Below are 18,046 nucleotides of genomic sequence, written 5' to 3' on the forward strand. Positions count from 1 at the left end.
TCGGCATGGTTCGGACCTAGGTGCAGCCTGTGTTCGAGGCTGTTTGCGTGGCGTTTGGCAGCCTGCTTTCCGGCTATCTCTCGGTGTAGAGACGCATGCCTTCCTGCACGCCGGCACGGGCGGCCATGCGGTCGCCCCAGGCGGCGAGGGCAGGGAAGTCGCTGGCCGGCAGGGCGTTGCGGCGCAGGGCGTAATTGGGATACAGCATGAAATCGGCGAAGCTGGCCGATCCCGCCAGATAATCACGGCCTTGCAACTGCTTTTCGGCGATGCCGAAGTAGCGCAGGAAGCGCTTGTGGAACAGTTCGATGGTGCTCGGCACTTTTTCGGGCGCGACGTTTTCCACCTGGTTCATGGCGGCGCCGGTGCCGGCAATGTCGCTGGCGGCCTGCATGCACCATTGCATGGCGCAAAAGTAGTCGGCGGAGTCGGACGGGATATGGCGGCCTGATTTCTGGCAGGCATACAGCACGATGGCGCCGGATTGCGCCAGCACCAGGGGCTGGCCGCCGGGGCCGTCGGGGTCGACGATGGCGGGGATCTGGGCCGAGGGATTCACGCGCAGGTAATCCGCGGCTCTATTCGCGCCGGCGCCCACGTCTATCGGGATCACGCGATGCGGCAGGCCGCATTCGGCCATGGCGATGGTGGCGCGCAAGCCGTTGGTGGTGCGCCAGGCGTAGACATCTATCATCGATCGAAACTCCTTTCTTGCAGCGACTGCCGAGGTAATTCGCCCTGGCCTGGCGGCCAGGGCGCGTGTTGCTTGGGGAGCGCTGAGGGCTTGCGGGGAATGCCGCCAGCTTCACGCCCCGGATGGCCGGGTTGCGGATCAAGGACCGGGACGCGCCATCCCACCTTTTATTCCACATGCACCTTTGCGGTCTTGATGAGGGCGGCCCAGTCCGTGGACTCCTTGTCCAGCCACTGTTTGTAGGCATCGGCCGATTGATCCACCGGCGCGACCATCATCTTGCGCAGGGTGGCCTGGGTGTCCGGCTGGCGCATGAAGGCAACGACGGCGGCGTTGATGGCGGCGACGGTCTTGGGCGGCGTGTTGGGCGGCGCGAACAGGCCTTGCGAGATCATCGACGTAAAGCCAGGCACACCCGATTCGCTGATGGTGGGAACGTCAGGCGCATCGGGCGACCGTTCGGGCGTGGCGATGGCCAGGGCACGCAGCTTGCCCGCATGCAACAACTCCAGCACCGAAGGCAGCCCCGTGAACACCATGTCCAGGTGTCCGCCCGCGGTATCGGTGATCGCCGGGCCGCTGCCCTTGTAGGGCACGTGCACCAGCTTGATCTTGGCGTCCTCCATCAGCTTTTCGGCGGTCAGGTGGGTGATGCTGCCCGTCCCGGCCGAACCGATGGTCAAGGTGCCGGGCGACTTGCGCGCGGCCGTGAGCACGTCCTGGAAAGTCTTGAAACGCGAATTGGCCGCCACCACCAGCACGTTGCCGAACATCGCCAGATTGGCCACGGGCACCAGGTCGCTGCGCTTGTATTGCAGATTGGGGTAGAGCGCCGGCACGATGGTGTAGACGGCGGAGTCGGCCACCAGCAGCATTTTGTCCTCGGGCCGCGAACGGATCACCGTTTCCGTGCCGATGATGCCGCCCGCGCCCGCGCGGTTTTCCACGATGACGTTTTCGTTGAGCGCCTTGCCCAGGCCGGGCGCCATCAGGCGCGCGAACAGATCCGAGCCGCCGCCGGGATTGAAAGGGACGACCACTCGAATGGGATTGCCAACCTGGGCCTGGGCTTGCGTGGCGGGCAGGGCGAGGGCGGAAATACCCAGCGCCGCGCAAAAGGTTGCTCGCGTCAATTTATTCAACATCGCTTGTCTCCGTGGTTTTTATAGGCACTGCGAAATGTCACTGCTTGAAGCGAGCTGCCTGGCACAAGGCCGCCGTACGTACAGCTACCGTTGGTAACTGGCGGCGGGACCGACCCGTTTGCAACGGTCGGTTTTTGTCTCCATAGGCATCGTTTTTTGGCTAAATTACATCATTGTTAAGTTGTAAGGCAACTAGTGTTTTCGCCGTCCCGTGCAGCGCACGGCAGGCGATATACTGGCCCCCAAAAAATCACGCCCATGAAGAAAGCTCGCAACGAAATCCCCCGGCCAAGCACCGAACGCGGCACGCCCGCGGCGGCGGATGCCACGCGGCCCGCCGATCCGCCCCGTAACGCCGACGGCTTCCGCATTCCTGAACGGCCGCCGCGCCTGGCCGACCAGCTATACGATCAACTGCTGCAGCAGATCATCCAGGGCAAGTACCCGGAGGAAAGCCGGCTGCCGTCGGAGTTCGATCTATGCGCGGCCTTCGGCGTATCCCGGCCCGTGGTACGGGAAGCGCTATTCCGTTTGCAGACCGACGGCGTCGTCGTGTCGCAGCGGGGCGCCGGTTCCTACGTAAGGCGCCGTCCCAGCCCGGAACTGGTGCGCCTGGCGCCCATCGGCGGCCTGGCAGAGCTGGTGCGATGCATGGAACTGCGCCGTGCCATCGAAGGCGATGCCGCCTATATGGCTGCCTTGCGCCGCAATGATGACGACCTGGCCGCGATGGAAGCGGCGCTCAACGACATGCAGCGCGCGCTGGACAATCGCCAGGTGGGCAACGAAGCGGACTTCCGCTTCCACCAGGCCATTGCCCTGGCATGCCGCAACGATCTGTTCGTGACCGCGCTGCAGTCGCTGGCCACGCAGATCTTCGACTACATGCGCGTGATGCGCAGCCTGGCCCTGGCCAGCGCGGCAAGCCGGGGCCGCCAGGTGCAGCGCGAGCATGAACGGATCTTCCTGGCGATCAAGAATGAAAAGCCGGACGAGGCGCGCGATGCCATGCGCGAACACATCAACAATTCGCGCATGCGCACGCTGGACGAGACATTCGCGCCCTGAACGGGATAATGGGGCGCGTTTTCATTACTGAAAATCGTTCTGAATAAGCGGTCCTATTTATTGGCTTAATACACGCCGAATAGGGCCGTTTGTATTTTCCAAAAAACAAACGGGTGCGCGAGGCGCGCGGAGACCAGTTCTTTCTCTCTCAGGGGAACCAAACTCGTAAAATTTCCACGAGCAATTACGCATCGTTACTCAGCTAAAAGTCAGCGAAACTTTTGTGTAGGAATTTTCCAGTTTCATTAGAAAAGGGTTAACATTCGGTCGCGATCGATTAATGAATTGCCGATTGCTTCGTAGTGCTTTACTCGTTTTGCTGTATAGCGACCAACCCTGTTGGGTCGCTCACTGAGCTGTCATCTGTGCAGTTTTTAGCAAGGCATGGCCGCGGTGCAGGGTGGGGACATGGACTTCGTCCATGTGCAATTCCGGAAGCGATCTCGCGTTTTTTCTCAAATCATCAGGGTACTGATGCGAGGCGATACCGAGTGCGACTCGCGTCAGTGTCCTGGACACTAGCGAAGACATCCATGTCCAATGACGATCAAGAGCCGCGGCGCAAGTTTTTGCGCCAGGTGATATCCATCGTTCCAGCGTCGACGCTGGCAACGGGCGCGGCGCTCACGCAGACGGCCTGTAGCAGCGGCACGTCGACCCCGACGGCCGCCACCGGCAGCACCACTCCCTACGACCCTCGCTATTTCACCGCGGACGAATGGAAATTCCTCCAGGCCGCGGTCGATCGTCTGATCCCCGCGGACGAACTGGGTCCGGGCGCGGTGGCCGCGCAGGTTCCGGTCTTCCTCGACAAGCAGATGGAACTGCCTTACGGCCACGGCAAGCTGTGGTACATGCAAGGGCCTTTCCACACCGACCAGACGCCCGAAATGGGCTACCAGCTGAGCCTGGCGCCGCGCGACATCTATCGCCTGGGCATCGCCGCCTGTGACGCGTATTGCAAGAAGCAATACAACAACAAGATCTTCGCCGAGCTGGATCACGCCACGCAGGAAACGGTGCTGAGCGATATGGAGCACAACAAGGTCAAGTTCGACCAGGTGCCCGCCAACACTTTCTTCGGCTATCTGTTGAAGAACACCAAGGAAGGCTTCCTGTCCGATCCCATCCACGGCGGTAACGCCGACATGGTGGGTTGGAAGCTGATGGGCTTCCCTGGTGCCCGTGCCGACTTCGCCGACTGGGCCGACCGCCCCGGTGAAAAGTACCCGTACGGGCCTGTTTCGATCTCCGGACGCCGAGGATAATTCATGGCAATCAAGAAAGACAAAGTCGACGTCGTCATCATCGGCCTCGGCTGGACCGGGTCCATCCTGGCGCAGGAGCTGACCAGCGAAGGCCTGAACGTGGTGGCGCTGGAACGTGGCGCGATGCGCGACACGCCCACCGACGCGCAATACCCCAAGGTCATCGACGAACTGGACTATGCCGTGCGCGGCAAGCTGTTCCAGGAACTGAGCAAGGAAACCGTCACCATCCGCCACAACCCGAACGACCTGGCGGTGCCTTATCGCCAGAACGGTTCGTTCCTGCTGGGTAATGGCGTGGGCGGCGCGGGTTTCCACTGGAACGGTATGCACTACCGCATGCTGCCGGAAGAACTGCAACTGCGTTCGCACTATGAAGAGCGCTACGGCAAGAAGTTCATCCCCGAGAACATGACCATCCAGGACTTCGGCGTCACGTACGACGAACTGGAAGAGCATTTCGACAAGGGCGAATACCTGATGGGTACGTCCGGCAAGGCCGGCAACCTGAACGGCAAGATCGTCGAGGGCGGCAATCCCCTGGAAGGCGCGCGCAAACGCGAATTCCCCAACCCGCCGCTGGTCAACACGCTGGGCGCGCAGATCTTCGAGAAGGCTGCCAAGGAAGTGGGTTTCCACCCGTATCCGGCCCCCGCGGCCAATGCGTCCAAGCCGTACACCAACATCTACGGCGTGCGTCTCGGCCCCTGTAATTTCTGCGGTTTCTGCGAAGACTTCGGCTGCTATATGTACTCGAAGGCCTCGCCGCAGACGACCATCCTGCCGGTGCTGCTGAAGAAGGAAAACTTCGAAGTGCGCCCGTTGTCGTATGTGACGCGCATCAACCTGGATTCCGACAAGAAGAAGGCCACCGGCGTGACCTATGTCGACGCCCAGGGCCGCGAAACGGAACAGCCCGCGGATCTGGTGATCTCGGCCGCATACCAGATGCACAACGTGCGCCTGCTGCTGCTGTCAGGTATCGGCAAGCCTTACGATCCCAAGACCGGTGACGGCGTGGTCGGCAAGAACTACGCCTACCAGATGAACGGTTCGATCAGCGCGCTGCTGCCCAAGGGCACGCAGCTGAACCCCTTCATCGGCACGGGCGCCGGCGGCGTCGGCATGGACGACCTGAACGGCGGCCAGTTTGACCACGGCAAGCTCGGCTTCCTGGGCGGCGCCAGCATCCGCCACATACGTTACGGCGGCCGTCCCATCAGCCAGACGCCGACGCCTCCGGGCACGCCGTCGTGGGGCAGCAAGTGGAAGGCCGGCGTGGCCGATGCCTACCAGCGCCATATGTCGATCGGTATTTCCGGTTCTGTGATGTCGTATCGCGACGCCTACCTGGACCTGGATCCCACGTACAAGGACTCGCATGGCCTGCCGCTGTTGCGCATGACCTTCGACTGGCATGACAACGAATACGACATGCTGGGCTACCTGGGCGATCGCATGGAAGAAGTGGGCAAGGCGATGAAGCCGGAGAAGGTGATACGCGCCATTCGCAAGAAGGGCCAGCATTACGACACCCGGGTGTATCAATCCACCCACACGACCGGCGGCGCCATCATGGGCACGAATCCGACCAATAGCGTGGTCAACAAGTACCTGCAAAGCTGGGATGTCTCCAACCTGTTCGTGCTGGGCGCTTCGGCCTTCCCGCAGAACATGGGCTACAACCCCACGGGCGCGGTGGTCGCGCTGGCTTACCATGCGGTGAAAGCGATCAAGGAGCAATACCTGAAATCGCCCGGTCCGCTGGTGCAGGCTTGAGGGGGGAATCGACATGCTGAATCGTTACGCTATCGCGACCCTCATCCTGGCAAGCGCCACGGCCTCCAGCATTGCCTGGAGCCAGTCGTCGACGCAGTCCGACGCCTCGACCACGCCGGCCACGGCGCCCAAGGCCTCCACCGCTCCGGCGGCGGGCCAGGCGCAGGCCCCGGCCGGTTCGGAAGATCAACAACTCATCGCCCGCGGCGGCTATCTGGCCAAGCTGGGTGATTGCGTTGCCTGCCACACGGCGGAGAAGGGCAAGCCCTTCGCCGGCGGCCTGGGTTTCGACACCCCGGTGGGCAAGATCTATTCGACCAACATCACGCCGGACAAGGACACCGGCATCGGCAACTTCACGCTGGAAGACTTCGACAATGCCGTGCGTCATGGCATAGGCAAGGATGGCTCCACGCTGTATCCCGCCATGCCGTACCCGAACTACGCCAAGATCCGCCCGTCGGACATCAAGGCGTTGTACGCGTACTTCATGCACGGCGTGCAGCCGGTGGCGCAAGCCAACAAGGACTCCGACATCACGTGGCCGCTGTCCATGCGTTGGCCGCTGTCGATCTGGCGCCATGTGTATGCGCCTGACGTGGTGACCGACGATGCGGCGGCCGACAAGGATGCCGTATTGCGCGGCAAGTACCTGGTCGACGGCCTGGGCCATTGCTCGGCGTGCCATACGCCGCGCGGCATGGGTTATCAGGAAAAGACGCTGTCGGATGGCGACACCGAGTTCCTGTCGGGTGGGGTCATCGACAACTACCTTGCCAAGAACCTGCGCGGTGACATCACCGACGGCCTGGGCAAGTGGACGGAAGCCGATATCGTCGCGTTCCTCAAGAGCGGCCGCAACGACCATACCGCTGCCTTCGGCGGCATGGCCGACGTGGTCGAGAACAGCTTGCAGCACGCGAGCGACGAGGACCTGACGGCCATCGCCAAGTACCTGAAGACGCTCAAGCCCGTCGATTCCAACGCCAAGGCCCTGGCTTACGACGACACGGCGTACAAGGCACTGATCTCCGGTGCGGACCGCAGCAACGGCGCGCTGACCTTCGTGGACAACTGCATGGCCTGCCACCGCGCGTCGGGCAAGGGCTACGAGCAGACCTTCCCGGTGCTGGCGCAGAATTCGGCGGTCAACTCGGCCGATCCGACCTCGCTGATCTCCATCGTGTTGCGCGGTGGCGAGATGCCCTGGACCAAGGCGGGTCCGACGCACTATGGCATGCCGGCTTTCGACGATCGCCTGACCAATCAGGACATCGCCGACGTGCTGACCTTCGTGCGCACGAGCTGGGGCAACAAGGCATCGGCGGTCACCGCCGACCAGGTCGCCAAGATCCGCAAGGATTCGGGCGCCGTGGCGGAGCCGAAGCGTTAAGTCTGCCGCTGTCGCGACAAAAGGAACGGCCATCTTCGGATGGCCGTTTTTTTGTTTTAGCGCTGTGGCTGGCAGGTATTTTTCAGATTCTATTCAGCGGGAAGTTGTTAGATTTTGTCTCATCTTAGAATAATGAGATGAAATTGTGGTGGATGTGGAGGTGCGCGTCCGAGCATGAGGACGGTGCCCTTGCGCCTGCCACCAGGGGACAAGGTGGACATGAGCTGGTGGAGAGAACTACTTGGGTTGAAAGGGCGGCGCCGGCGCGGCGCGGTTGACGCGTCCGCGGTAGCCAGGGGCGCGGATCACGGCGTGACGCCGGCTCCGGTGCGCAGGGTCGCGGATCACGGCGTAGCGCCGACGCCGACGCCAACATCAACATCGTTACCGACGTTGCCGCTACGAGAAATGGCGGCTGAGCCCGCGCGTTTGGACTGCGATACCTTGGCGGATTTCGAAGCCGCCGCGGCGGCGCGCGACGCGTGCTACGCCTTGCTGGGCGAGGTAGAACCGGACGTGCTGGCGCCGCTGGTCAACCCCGCCCTTGTCGGCGGACCGGCCTGGCCGGCGATGCGCCAAGCGTGGAATGTGATTCACCGGCCCGACTCGACCTTGCTCGTCAGCAATGGCCTGAGCGACCCTTTCGAACCGGCGCGTGCCGATCCGCAAGCGGACCGGCTGGGGTTCGGTGTCGAAGTCTATGCGGAGATGCGTGGACAGCGGCTGCAGGACCTGGCCCGGTCCTGGTTCTTCGATCTGGTTTACCAGGTCAGCCAGAACGTGGCCCATCATGGCCAGTTCCAGCGCCTGATCGAGCGGCATGGGGTGCTGTCGATGTTGCTGGAGGTGAAGGGACTGCCGCAACACTGGGTGTCGCCCGAAGGCATGGCCGGCATGCTGATTGGCCTGGACGCGGGATCGGTACCGGCCAGCTTCGATACGGCCAAGGGACCCGTGCGCCTGCTGGCGGTGACGCTGCTGCATCCGCGCGAGGTGGCCTTCATGGAGCGCAGCGCGGACATCCTGGGCAATCGGCGCACCCTGGCCGAACGGCTGTCGGCCTTGCCGGGCGGCCACATCAACGACCTGGCACGCGAGCCGGTCGTCGATTGACTGAAGTAATCGAAGCACTGCGCCGCAGCGCTGCGTCGAAGTATTGCGTGCAAGCCTGCGCCCGCGGGGCAGGGCCGGCGTGGTGCGGCCCGCCGAGCGCCGTTCAAGCTGTCTTGATCAAAGCCTGGTACGTGTTCTTCACCATGGCATCCAGGGTCGGCAGCAGCTTCGCCGCCAGGTCTTCCCGATACCCGTAGGGTTCGGTCTCGTCCATGTAGACGCATTGGGCCATTTCCAGCTGCACGGCGTGCACACCGTCTTGCGGGCGGCCGTAATGGCGGGTGATGTGGCCCCCCTTGAAACGATCGTCGATCACCCACGTGTACGGGCCGGTGGCAGCCGCTGCCATGGCGGCTTCGCGCAAGGCCGGGGCACACGCCGCGCCGCTGAACGTGCCGATGTTCAGATCGGGCAGGCGGCCATCGAACAGATAGGGCAGTTCGCTGGCGATCGAATGCGCTTCCCACATCAGCACGTGGCCATGCTGCTGGCGCACGCGCTGCAGCTCGGCGTTCAAGGTGTCGTGATAAGGCTGCCAGTAGTCGCGCACCCGTTGCGCGGTCTCGGCCGTGTCAGGCACGTCAGCGGCGTCCAGGTACACGGGCTCGCCATGAAAGGTCGCCACCGGGCACAGGGTAGTGGTGGTCTGGCCGGGATACAGCGCGGCGCCGTCGCTGGGCCGGTTGACGTCGATCACGTAGCGCGAGTAGTTGGCGCGCACCATCGATGCGCCCATCTTCCGCGCGAAGTCATAGAGGCGCGACAGATGCCAGTCGGTATCGGCCAGCTTGCGCGCGGCCGGGGTCATGCGACGGGCATAGTCCTCGGGCAAGTATTCGCCGCCGTGCGGAATGGAGATCAGCAGCGGAATGCTGCCTTGTTCAAGACTGACGATGGGCAGGGTCATGATGGTCGCTCAGTGATATCGATGTTCAACGAAGGGGCCGGCACGGGTTTCAGCCGGAAACCTGGCCAGGAAGCTGGACCAGGGCCTGACGCGGGTGGCGGCGTCGCTCCCAGACTTCGGGCCGCACCATATGCGCTGGCCGCCGGCCGGACAGCACGGCGATGATCTGGTCGGCGCACTGACTGGCCGTGGCCTGCAGCGCCTCCTGGGCGGAGCCCGCCACATGCGGCGTCAACACGACATTGGGCAGGCCGGCCACGATGGCGCCGGCGGGCAAGGGTTCGGTCTCGAAGACGTCCAGGCCCGCGCCGAACAGATGGCCCTCGCGCAAGGCATCGGCCAGCGCGGTTTCGTCGATGAGGCCACCGCGCGACGTGTTGATGACGATGGCGCTGCGCTTCATGCGGCGCAGCGCGGCGGCGTCCAGCGTGTGGCGCGTGTCCGGACGCAGCGGACGATGCAGCGACACCACGTCCGCCACGGCCAGCAGCTCGTCCAGGCTGGCGGCGCGGCGCGCGCCCGGCGGCAGTGCTTCGTCGGCGGGCAGGCTGGGCGACCACACCACCACCTGCATGCCCAGCGCTTGTGTCACCATGCCGCACAGCAGGCGGCCGGTGCGGCCCAAGCCGATGATGCCCAGTGTCTTGCCGCACAGCGACACCATCGGCTGCTCATACTTGAAACGCCAGTGGCCCTTGCGGGTCGCGGCGTCCGCCTGCACGGCCTGGCGCGCGGTGGCCAGCATCAGCATCAGCGCGTGCTCCGCCACCGCCTGCACATTGGCCGACGGGGTGTACACCACGGGAATGCCTAGGTCGGTGGCATGGGCCACGGCGATCTTGTCGGTGCCGGTGCCGTGATTGGCGATTACGCACAGATGCGCCGCCATGTCGATCAGATCGGCGGGCAGGCTGTCGCGCACCAGCACGGCATCCGCTTGCGCGATGACCTGGCGCAAGGCATCCAGCGTGGTGCCGGGCGGCTCGATGACTTCCATGCCGGCGTCCCGCATGCGTTGCGGGCCGCTGGGATGGACGGGTTGGGCGATGACGCAGGTGGGCATCGAAAATTTCCTTTCTTGCTTTGCTGAAATACTGGGTTTTGCTGTCGTGCTTTGCTTTAGTTCGATGCTTTGCGGGGGTAGGGCCTCGTTGTGGATCGCGCAGTTCGGTCCGCGCATCTGGTCCGTGCATTCTGGTCCGCCCAATTCGGCCTGCTCACTCCGGCCCGCTCAGTCCGGCCCTTTGTCCCAGCACCTGTCCCAGCGTACGTACGCCCGCCGCGAAATCCGCCATCGCCATGGCTTCGTCCGGGTTATGGCTGCCGTTGGCATTGCGCACGAACAGCATCGCGCTGGGCACGCCCTGGTTGGCGAACGTGGCGCTATCGTGGCCCGCGCCGCTGGGCATGTCGCGCACGCTGGCGTCGGCAGCGGCTGCCGCGTCGTGCAAGGCCTGGCGCAGCGCGTCATCCATGAGCGCCGGCTGGCTGCCCGACACCGGCCCCCACTCGAAGCTTACGCCTTGCGCAACGGCGATGGCGTTGGCGGTTTCGTGCAGCCGCTCATCCATCAGGCGCAGGGTATCGGTATCGCGTGAACGGATGTCGACCGTGAAGGACGCCAGGCCGGGAACCTTGCTGAAGTCCGCCTGCTTGGGATCCGTGTAGACCTGGCCAAAGGTCAGCGTCAATTCGTGGCCGTCCGCTTCCAGTTCGGCCCACGCGTCCTGCAGCCGGTCGATCAAGGCCGCCAGGGCCACCACGGCGTCGGCGCGATGGCCGCGTGGCGTGGCGCCCGAATGCGCATAGCGTCCGCGCACGCGGGCGTCGCGGTAGCGGTGGCTGCCGCAGATGCCGCTCACCACCCCCAGGGCCTGGCCGCCGCCGATCAGCACGGGCCCTTGCTCGATGTGCAATTCGACGAAGCAATCCAGCTCGGCGGCGCGCAGCGTGGGCACGCCGGCGGCCACCAGTTCCGGTTGGCCGCCGCAGTCGCGCATGTGATCGCCCAGGGAGCGTCGGGTATCGGCGCGCGCGCTTTGCAAGGCCGCTGCATCGAGCAGGCCGAAGGCGGCTTTGCTGCCGACGTAGGACACGGGAAACCAGGCGCTTTCCTCGGCGCGTATGCCCATGACGACGACGTCGCGTTGGGGCGTCAGGCCGGCGCGTACCCAACCGGCCAGGACCGCCAGACCCGCCACCACGCCTGCCGCGCCATCGAAGTTGCCGCCGCGCGGCACGGAGTCCAGATGCGAGCCGGTCACCACGGCGGGCAGGTCACGTTGCCGCCCGGGCAGGGTCAGGTAAAGATTCAGCGCGGCGTCCTTGCGCACTTCCAGGCCCAGTTGGCGCGCGCAGGCCTCCATGATGTCGTGGCCCGCCTGTTCCCCTGGGCCGTAGGTGTCGCGCGTGATGCCCACGCCGTCGTGGCTCCGCGCGCGCAGCTGGTCGAAGAGGCGTTCGGCGAGGGCGATGTCGGGTTCAGTCATGGTTGAAAACGTCGTCGGCATCAAGTCGCCGGATGATTGAATGGCAGGCCGGCCGCTGCCGCCATGCCCGCCAGGGCCGGCGTGGCGGATGCGGTGGCGATGGTCGCCGCCGCGTTCACATCGGTGGTAATGGCCGCCGTCGGATCCCAGTCGCGTCCCGGCATGGCCGCGATGAGTTGGCGCGTATAGGGATCTTGCGGGTTGTCGAAGATCTGCGCGGGCGGCCCTTGTTCCACCACGCGGCCGCGATGCATCACCAGCAGGTGATCGCAGATCTGCGCCGCCACGCGCAGGTCGTGCGTGATGAAGATCAAGGCCAGCTGCAGGCGCTGCTGCACGTCCTGCAACAGCTTCAGCACCTGGGCCTGCACGGATACGTCCAGTGCCGACACGGATTCATCGGCCACGATCAATTGCGGCTCCATGGCCAGGGCGCGCGCGATGCCGATGCGCTGGCGCTGGCCGCCGGAGAACTCCACCGGATAACGGTCGAAGGCGGAGGGATCCAGTTCCACCAGCTTGAGCAGCTCGCGCGCACGTTCCTCCGCGTGCTGGCGCGACACGCCGTTGGCCAGCGGCCCGTCGCAGAGTATGCGGCCCACGGTCTGGCGCGGGTTCAAGGACGCGAACGGGTCCTGGAAGATCATCTGGATCTTGCAACGCTGCGCGCGGAACTGGGCCTCCGGCAGCGGCGCGATGTCCTGGCCGTCGAACAGCATCTGGCCGCCGTCGATGTCCAGCAGCTTGAGCAGGCACTTGCCTATGGTCGACTTGCCCGAGCCGGACTCGCCGACGATGCCCAGGGTCTGGCCACGGCCGACGCTGAAGCTGACGTCGTTGACGGCATGCACCACGCGCTTCTTGTGGAACAGGCCGCCGCCGGTGGCGTAGACCTTGTTCAGGTTCTTCACCTGCAGCACGGGACGCGGGCCGGCCGCGCGGCGCTCGCCGGCGCTGGCCTGCTGGCTGGGGACGGCGGCGATCAGGCGGCGGGTGTACGGGTGGCGCGGACGGTTCAGCACTTGTTCGGCCGGACCTTCCTCCACCAGGATGCCTTTCTCCATCACCGCCACGCGGTCGGCGATTTCCGCGACCACGCCGAAGTCGTGCGTGACGAACATCACACCCATGCCTTTTTCCCGCTGGATGCGGGCGATGAGCGCAAGAATCTGGGCCTGCGTCGTCACGTCCAGCGCGGTAGTGGGCTCGTCGGCGATCAGCAGGCGCGGTTCCAGCGCCAGCGCCATGGCGATCATCACGCGCTGGCGCTGGCCGCCGGACAGACGGAAAGGCCAGGCTTGGCGTAGGGTGGCCGGTTCCGGCAGGCCGACGAATTCCAGCAGGTCGAGGACGCGCTTTTCGCGCGACTCGGCGTTGCCGACGTTGTGCACGCGCATGACTTCGTCGATCTGGTCGCCGACCGTCTGCAGCGGGTTGAGCGCCGACAGGGGTTCCTGGAAGATCATGGCCATCTCGCGGCCACGCATGCCGCGCAGGGTGTCTTCGTCCAGCTGCAGCAGGTCGCGGCCGTCGAACATGATCTGGCCGCCCTGCGGGCGCAGATAGTCGGGCAACAGGCCCATGATGGCATTGGCGCTCATCGACTTGCCCGAGCCGGACTCGCCGACGATGCACAGGATTTCGCCGGCGCGGATGTCGAAGCTGATGTCCTTGACGGCATGCGGGCGATCGCCGCCGCGCGGCAGGGCGATGGTGAGGTCGCGGATGGACAGCAGCGGCGCCGCGGGTATGTTGTGGGTGGAGTCTGTCATGGCATCACGCTCCACGTTTGCGCAGTTGCGGATTGAGGGCGTCGTTCAAGCCTTCGCCGATCAGGTTGATGGCCAGCACGGTCAGCATGATGGCCAGGCCCGGCCACAGGCTCATCATCGGTGCTTCGCGCAACATGGTGCGGGCCGCGCCTATCATGAAACCCCAGCTCATCAGGTTGCGGTCGCCCAGGCCCATGAAGGACAGCGCCGATTCGGTAAGGATGGACGTGGCCGTCATCAGCGAAGCCGTGACGATGATGGGCGACGCGGCATTGGGCAGGATCTGCGTCATGATGATGCGCAGCGGGCGCTGCCCGATCACCACCGCCGCCTGCACGAATTCACGCGTGCGCAGGGTCATGAATTCCGATCGCACCAGGCGCGCCACCGGTGGCCACGACACGATGGCGATGGCGCCGACGATGGATACCAGATTGGGCTTGAAGATCGCCACCAGCACCATGGCCATGGCCAACTGCGGAATGGTCTGGAAGAACTCGGTCAGGCGCATCAGGAAATCGTCCAGCCGGCCGCCGAAGTAGCCGGCCAGCGCGCCCACCAGGATGCCGATCAATACGGCGACGGCGGTGGAAATGACGCCGATCAGCAATGACACGCGGGCGCCGTAGGCCAAGCCCGAGGCGATGTCGCGGCCCAGCATGTCGGTACCCAGGGGATAGGACGGGTCGCTGAAGGGCGCCAGCAGCGGCGACGCCACCATCATCCACGGCGATTCATCGAACCAGAGGGGAGCCAGCAGGCCGACCAGGATCACGGCCAGCAGGATGACGACACCCGCGGTGGCGCCGCGATGGGCGCAGAAACGTTTGACAAAGGCTTTCATGAATCAGCTTCCCTGGATGCGGGGATCGACGAAGCGGTAGATCAGGTCGGTGATCAGGTTGAAGACCACCACCATGGTCGAGGTGACCAGGAACACGCCCAGCAGCAACTGATAGTCGCGCGCGACCAGGGCGTCGAACATCAGGCGGCCGATGCCGGGCCAGCCGAACACGGTCTCGGTCAGCACCGCGCCGCCGGCCATCTGGCCCAGCTGGATGCCGGCGAAGGTGATCACCGGCAGCAGGGCGTTGCGCAGGGCGTGGCGGCGGATGATCTGCTGCACGGGCACGCCCTTGGCGCGGGCGGTCTTGATGAAGTCCATGCCCAGCACTTCCAGCATGGAGGCGCGGGTCAGGCGGGCGTAGATGGCCATGAAGAAGCAGCCCAGCGAGACGGTGGGCAGCACCAGGTGTTGCGCGATATCGCCGACGCGGGCCCAGCCTGTCAGGGTCGATGCCACGGTCTCCATGCCGAAGGGCGGCAGCCAGCCCAGGGTCAGGGAAAAGAAAATCACGGCCAGCAGCGCCAGCCAGAATTGCGGCGTGGCGTAGATCAGCAGGGCGCCGCTCATGATGGTGCTGTCCAGCCAGCGCCGGCGCCCTTCGTAGCGGGCGCGCGCGGCGATGACGCCCGCCAGCATGCCCAGCGCGACCGAGAATATGAAAGCGCAGCCCATCAGCAGGAGCGTGGCGGGCAGGCGGTCCATGATCAGGTTCAGCACCGGCACCCGTTCACGGTAGGAATAGCCCAGGTCGAGACGGACGATGCCTTTGAGATAGGTGCCCAGCTGCACATAGACCGGCTGGTCCAGGCCGAACTCCTTGCGCAGCTGCTGCACATAGGCGGGGTCGGAAGCACCGGCCTCGCCGGCCAGCACCGCGGCGGGGTCGCCGGGTGCCATGCGGATCAACAGGAAATTCAGGATCACCACGCCGAGTACGACGATGACGGCTTTCCCAAGCCGGGAGGCGAAATACGACAGGGTCTTCAAGGCGTGGGCTCCCGGCTTACTTGTCGATGTAGACGTCGGCGAAGGTGTCGTTCAGGCCGATGGCCGTCTTCACCAGGTTATGCACCTTGGCGCGGTACAGCGTGGGGTTCTCGATCTCGAACAGGTAGCCGTTGGCGACGTCGTCGACGAGCATCTTCTGCACCTGCTGGTAGGCCTGCGCGCGGTCGGCGTCCGAGGTGGCCGTTGCGGCCTTGTCCCACAAGGCGTCCGCTTCGGCGTTCTTGTAGCCCACGTTGTTGACGAAGGCCGAACCCTTGACGATGTTGCGCGTGAGGAACAGGCGCGACACGCCCAGGGCGGGATCGCCGTACTGCGAGGTGAAGCTGAAGGTCAAGTCGAAGTCGAAATCGGCGACGCGCTTGGACCAGGTGCCGGCGTCGGCCGCTTCCATGTCCACGTTGAAACCGATCTGCTGCAGGGCCTGGCGGGTGTATTCGCCCAGGCGGTCCCAGGCCGCGCCGTAGGGATACGACAGGATCTTGATGGGCTTGGACACGTCCACGCCCGATTCCTTGACCAGGGCGCGCGCCTTCTTGATGTCGTACGGATACTGCGTCACGTCGGCGCTGTAGAAAGGCGTCTTCGACGAGATCGGGCCGGTGGACACCTTGCCCAGGCCGAAGAAGATGTTGTCGACGATGAACTTGCGGTTCAGCGCGTACATCACCGCCTGGCGCACCTTGACGTTGTCGAAGGGCGGCTTGCGCTGGTTCATCTGGATGTAGGCCTGCTGCGCGAACATTTCCCAGCCATTGGTGGTGTAGTCCACGCCGGGCAGGGCCTTCAGCCGCTTGATGTCGACGTTGTCGACGTCGCCGCTGCGCAGCACGTCCACGTCGCCCCGTTCGAACGCCACGGCGCGCGAAGCGGAATCCGGGATCACGCTGAACACGATGCCGTCCAGGTAGGGCTTGCCCTTTTGCCAGTAATACGGGTTACGTGCCAGCTCGATGACCGAACCCTTGTTCCAGTTCTTGAACATGAAGGGGCCGGTGCCGATGGGGTGCTGGTTGTTGGGATTGTTCAGGTAGTCGGTGCCGTCGTACAGATGCTTGGGGACGATAGGCATGTTGTCGCTGACGAAGGCCTTGAGGAAAGGCGCGAAGGGCGTCTTCAGCTTTATCTCGACCTTGTCCGGCGCCAGCGCGGTGACCGAGTCGACGAACTGGTTGATGATGACGCGGGCGCGCGGATGCACGGCGCGCAGGAATTTGTCGATGCTGAAGACCACGTCGTCGGCGCTGAAGGGCTTGCCGTCGTGCCAGGTCACGCCCTGCTGCAGGTCGAAGGTGTAGGTCTTGCCGTCGTCCGAGATGTGCCAGGCGCGCGCCAGGCCGGGTTGCGGCTTCAGGTCCGGCGACCAGGTCAGCAGGCTTTCATAGATCTTGCCGGCCACGTATTGCGTGGGAATCTGCTGGTTCAGGCCCAGCATCAGCATGGGCGGCTCCGGCTGCACGATGGCGCGCAGCGTGCCGCCCTGGGTCTGGGCCTGGGCGCCCGTGGTGCTGGCGAGGGCGAGCACGGCGGCGAAGGCGGCCGACAGAAGGGGGCCTTTCAGCAGCGGGCTGTTGATGCGGCGCAAGGCCGCGGGTTTGTTGTGTGAGGTGGAAGACATGCAGGTCACTCCTGGGCTGGGCGGTGGCGGTGTGGCGACACTGAGGGCGGCTGTTACGGTGTCGGCACCGGATCGGAAAAAAGCTCCCCTCCGACCACGTGGCTACGTGGTCTTGGCGGGGTGGTCTTGCTACGTGTGGACGGCGGCCGGGTCTCCCCTTGAGTACGCGGCCGCTATCCGCATGAACGGCTTGCTATACCGTCCGTACTTCGATTCCTTCGGCTTGCAGCGCGGCGCGGATGTCGCGGGCGAACACCGCGGCGCCGGGCTGGTCGCCGTGTATGCACAAGGTGTCGGCCTTGATCGGCACGTCCTTGCCGGACAAGGCGCGCACCACGCCTTCCTTGACCATGCGTTTGACCTGGGCGATGGCCTGGGCTACATCCTCGATCATGGCGTGCGGCTGCGAGCGCGGCGTCAGCGTGCCGTCGTCCTGGTACGTGCGGTCGGCATAGACTTCGTAGATGGCGGTCAGGCCGCGGTCCAGCGTGGCCTTGGCGATGGGCGCGTTGGCGACGTAGATGGGCAGGGCGGGATCGACATCGGCCACCGCGCGGGCGACGGCATCGGCCAGGGCGGGATCGCGCGCGGTCATGTTGTAGAGCGCGCCGTGGGTCTTCACGTGATGCAGCCGGCCGCCTTGCGAACGGGCCATGGCCTGCAGGGCGCCTACCTGGTACACCACGAGGGCATAGACTTCGTCGGCCGTCATCGCCATGACGCGGCGGCCGAAGCCCTGCAGGTCGGGCAAACCGGGGTGGGCGCCGATGGCAACGTTGTGCTCGATGGCAGCGCGCACGGTCGCCAGCATGACGTCCGGATCGCCGGCATGAAAGCCGCAGGCGATGTTGGCGGCGGTGATGTGGGGCATCAGCTCGCTGTCCTGGCCCATGACCCAGGCGCCGAAGCTCTCGCCCATGTCACAGTTGATGTCGATGGAAGGCATGG

Annotated in this window: 15 protein-coding genes; 5 read left to right on the top strand and 10 right to left on the bottom strand. The window is 64.8% G+C overall.

What is annotated here, in order from left to right; genetic code table 11:
* Positions 1-73: 73 nt before the first annotated feature.
* Positions 74-694: a glutathione S-transferase family protein gene (locus CEY05_RS01695; RefSeq protein ID WP_088595660.1), complete on the bottom strand. Its 621-nt coding sequence runs from the start codon at positions 692-694 to the stop codon at positions 74-76.
* A 167-nt stretch (positions 695-861) separates the two neighbouring features.
* A complete protein-coding gene (locus CEY05_RS01700) occupies positions 862-1,839 on the bottom strand; it encodes a tripartite tricarboxylate transporter substrate binding protein (protein ID WP_088595661.1) in 978 nt (325 codons plus the stop codon).
* Positions 1,840-2,097: 258 nt separating this feature from the next.
* Between CEY05_RS01700 and CEY05_RS01705 the strand changes: the two genes are divergently transcribed.
* From CEY05_RS01705 to CEY05_RS01725, 5 genes are all read left to right on the top strand, one after another.
* Complete coding sequence (locus CEY05_RS01705) at positions 2,098-2,907, top strand: FadR/GntR family transcriptional regulator (protein WP_088595662.1); 810 nt, start codon at positions 2,098-2,100, stop codon at positions 2,905-2,907.
* Positions 2,908-3,440: 533 nt separating this feature from the next.
* Positions 3,441-4,175 (top strand): gluconate 2-dehydrogenase subunit 3 family protein, encoded by a 735-nt coding sequence (locus tag CEY05_RS01710; protein ID WP_088595663.1) that lies wholly within the window; start codon positions 3,441-3,443, stop codon positions 4,173-4,175.
* A gap of 3 nt (positions 4,176-4,178) precedes the next feature.
* Positions 4,179-5,954: a GMC family oxidoreductase gene (locus tag CEY05_RS01715; protein WP_088595664.1), complete on the top strand. Its 1,776-nt coding sequence runs from the start codon at positions 4,179-4,181 to the stop codon at positions 5,952-5,954.
* Positions 5,955-5,967: 13 nt separating this feature from the next.
* Positions 5,968-7,347: a cytochrome c gene (locus CEY05_RS01720; protein WP_088595665.1), complete on the top strand. Its 1,380-nt coding sequence runs from the start codon at positions 5,968-5,970 to the stop codon at positions 7,345-7,347.
* Between the two features lie 444 nt (positions 7,348-7,791).
* Positions 7,792-8,460, top strand: coding sequence for a hypothetical protein (locus CEY05_RS01725; RefSeq protein ID WP_158219231.1), 669 nt, complete (start codon positions 7,792-7,794; stop codon positions 8,458-8,460).
* Between the two features lie 103 nt (positions 8,461-8,563).
* On the opposite strand, the gene hutG is transcribed toward CEY05_RS01725, so the two are convergent.
* The 8 genes from hutG to CEY05_RS01765 form a co-directional block, all read right to left on the bottom strand.
* On the bottom strand, positions 8,564-9,367 hold the full coding sequence (hutG, locus tag CEY05_RS01730) for an N-formylglutamate deformylase (RefSeq protein WP_088595667.1): 804 nt from the start codon (positions 9,365-9,367) through the stop codon (positions 8,564-8,566).
* A gap of 49 nt (positions 9,368-9,416) precedes the next feature.
* On the bottom strand, positions 9,417-10,430 hold the full coding sequence (locus CEY05_RS01735) for a hydroxyacid dehydrogenase (protein WP_088595668.1): 1,014 nt from the start codon (positions 10,428-10,430) through the stop codon (positions 9,417-9,419).
* Positions 10,431-10,584: 154 nt separating this feature from the next.
* Complete coding sequence (locus tag CEY05_RS01740) at positions 10,585-11,856, bottom strand: Zn-dependent hydrolase (protein WP_088596184.1); 1,272 nt, start codon at positions 11,854-11,856, stop codon at positions 10,585-10,587.
* Positions 11,857-11,876: 20 nt separating this feature from the next.
* Complete coding sequence (locus tag CEY05_RS01745) at positions 11,877-13,628, bottom strand: ABC transporter ATP-binding protein (protein ID WP_088595669.1); 1,752 nt, start codon at positions 13,626-13,628, stop codon at positions 11,877-11,879.
* A gap of 4 nt (positions 13,629-13,632) precedes the next feature.
* A complete protein-coding gene (locus CEY05_RS01750) occupies positions 13,633-14,472 on the bottom strand; it encodes an ABC transporter permease (protein ID WP_088595670.1) in 840 nt (279 codons plus the stop codon).
* A gap of 3 nt (positions 14,473-14,475) precedes the next feature.
* Positions 14,476-15,462 carry an ABC transporter permease gene (locus CEY05_RS01755; protein WP_088595671.1) on the bottom strand — a complete coding sequence of 329 codons (987 nt, stop codon included), beginning with the start codon at positions 15,460-15,462 and terminating at the stop codon, positions 14,476-14,478.
* A gap of 16 nt (positions 15,463-15,478) precedes the next feature.
* Positions 15,479-17,098 (bottom strand): ABC transporter substrate-binding protein, encoded by a 1,620-nt coding sequence (locus tag CEY05_RS01760; protein WP_088595672.1) that lies wholly within the window; start codon positions 17,096-17,098, stop codon positions 15,479-15,481.
* Between the two features lie 193 nt (positions 17,099-17,291).
* Entirely contained in the window at positions 17,292-18,044 is a 753-nt protein-coding gene (locus CEY05_RS01765; protein WP_088595673.1) for a LamB/YcsF family protein, read from the bottom strand.
* Positions 18,045-18,046 lie beyond the last annotated feature (2 nt).

The sequence above is a fragment of the Achromobacter sp. HZ34 genome (genome assembly GCF_002209485.1).
Taxonomy (GTDB): Bacteria; Pseudomonadota; Gammaproteobacteria; order Burkholderiales; family Burkholderiaceae_B; genus Bordetella_C.